This is a genomic window from Streptomyces sp. NPDC052043, from assembly GCF_044548235.1.
Taxonomy (GTDB): Bacteria; Actinomycetota; Actinomycetes; order Streptomycetales; family Streptomycetaceae; genus Streptomyces.
In genome coordinates this window covers 1-2309 of the sequence record NZ_JBIUBT010000031.1, presented here as the reverse complement: position 1 = coordinate 2309, position 2309 = coordinate 1, and the positions used below count along the sequence as shown (strand labels likewise).

Sequence of the window (2309 nt, the reverse complement as noted above, 5' to 3'; positions counted from 1 at the left end):
CTCGACCTCGACCCCCAAGACGCCTGGGCCCTCGGCAGTCGCGGCCAAACCCACCAGCAGGCCGGCCACTACGACGAAGCCATCACCGACCTCACCGCCGCACTCGACCTCGACCCCACCCTCGACTGGGCCCTCGGCAGTCGCGGCGAAACCCACAGGCAGGCCGGCCACTACGACCAGGCCATCACCGACTTCACCACCGCACTCGACCTCGACCCCCAAGACGCCTGGGCCCTCGGCAGTCGCGGCCAAACCCACCAGCAGGCCGGCCACTACGACGAAGCCATCACCGACCTCACCACCGCACTCAACCTCGACCCCCAAGACGCCTGGGCCCTCGCACAACGCGGCGAAACCCACAGGCAGGCCGACCACTACGACCAGGCCATCACCGACCTCACCACCGCACTCAACCTCGACCCCACCCTCGCCTGGGCCCTCGGCAGTCGCGGCGAAGCCCACCGAGAGGCCGGCCACTACGACGAAGCCATCACCGACCTCACCGCCGCACTCGACCTCGACCCCACCCTCGCCTGGGCCCTCGCACAACGCGGCGAAACCCACAGGCAGGCCGGCCACTACGACCAGGCCATCACCGACCTCACCACCGCACTCAACCTCGACCCCCAAGACATCTGGGCCCTCGCCCAACGCGGCGTTGCCCACCGACAGGCGCGGGATTACCGCCTTGCCCAAGAGGATCTCGACCATGCTGTCGCTTCGGAACCAGATGATCGTGGCTTTCTGTTCGAGAAGACGATGCTGGACACGGTGAGGTCGGGGCCCGAGGCATGTCTGGAACAGTGGAGAGATCTGCTCAGTTCCCCGGCAGAAACGTCACTCAGTGACGCCAGCAGGTTCTTCGACCTGTTTCAGGTGCTCATACTCGCACCAGAGACAGACGTGACAGGAGCAACCGGGGTCTTCTTGTCACGAGGCCCGGACCCCGACGCCGTCACAGACCTGCTCCACTACCTGGCTGAGCTATCCACCATGGACGGGGCAATGGGAGACCGAGCGCGGCAGTGCCAGCAATTGATCACGCAGCACGCCTCGGAGTGAAGCTGAACGCGGTAAGGCGCACACGACGCCTCAGCGACATCAGCGTGGCATGTGCTCACTATGCTGCCGCGCGGCCGTAGAAGCGGCGCCAGACGAGGGCGGACTGGTTCTACCTCGTGGGCATGCCGTCGTACCGAGATCGCGGTGTGGAGACGACGGAGCACCGGGGTGGGTGCGCCGGACGGCCGGCCACTGATGTACGACGACACCCGCCAGGTCCTCAACGAGACCGGGCGCCCGTGCAACCCGGCCACCGTGGTGCGGGAAGTCGACCAGGTCGTCCGCTTCGCCAGCCGAGCACGAGTTCGCCGTCACCACCGCATGCCCGCCGCCTCGCCCGGGGCGAGGTCAAGGTGCAGGGAGTCATGGACTCTATGGAGGTCCGCGACCGCATCCACACCACGCCGATCAGTGGTATCGCCGAGCCTGGGGAGCGGGAAAAGGAGGTGCGCTCCGGCCACGGTCTGTACAAACTGGCGCGCGTGCTTATCGATCACTGGCCGATAAAGGGCCTCAGCGTAAGGTCTCCGCGTCTGGAGTTGCGACTTCCATCCGAGGAGGAACTGGCGGAGGTTGCCGATGTTGCCGCGCGGGGCGTTCACGATCCGAACGACAGGCCCTTTCTGACACCCTGGACCGACCTGCCGCCGGCCGAGCGCGCACGGCACGTCGTGCAGCTGCATTGGAGTCGGCTGGGACGGTGGACACCGCAGAACTGGGCGCTGGAACTTGTCGCTTTCTTCGAGGGCCGCCCCGTGGGTGTTCAGGACATGCGAGCTGTGGATTTTGGCATCCGCCGCGAGATCGTTTCGGGCTCGTGGATCGGGCTGAACCACCAGGGTCGGGGACTCGGGACCGAGATGCGCGTCGCCATGCTGCACCTCGCCTTCGAGGAACTGGGCGCGGTGTCGGCGACGTCGATGTCTTTCACCGACAACATCTCCTCGGTGTCCGTGTCGCGGAAACTCGGCTACCGCCCCGATGGCGTCACGCGTGACGTCCTGCACGGCAAGGTTGTTGAGTCCCAGCGGTTCCGTCTCTCCCGCGACAATTGGCACTCGCAGGAGCGTCCACCCGTGATGGTGAGCGGGCTCACGGGCTGCGAGGAGCTCTTCGGGATCAACGGAGGGAGAACAGGCCCGGGGGTGGCTTACAAGTCATCTCATTTGGCTGGGTAGGCTGCTGCTCGTGGTGGGAATCGTTGAGCGGCTGGTACCGGACGAGTTGTGGGAACTGTTCCAGCGGGT

Annotated in this window: 2 protein-coding genes; both read left to right on the top strand. The window is 66.1% G+C overall.

The genetic code is table 11. From position 1 onward, the window contains the following. Positions 1 to 1062: tetratricopeptide repeat protein (locus ACIHCX_RS37925; RefSeq protein WP_400037952.1), on the top strand; the 1062-nt coding region annotated here is incomplete at its 5' end. A 365-nt stretch (positions 1063 to 1427) separates the two neighbouring features. Next, on the top strand, positions 1428 to 2240 hold the full coding sequence (locus ACIHCX_RS37920; RefSeq protein WP_400037949.1) for a GNAT family N-acetyltransferase: 813 nt from the start codon (positions 1428 to 1430) through the stop codon (positions 2238 to 2240). Positions 2241 to 2309: the final 69 nt, after the last annotated feature.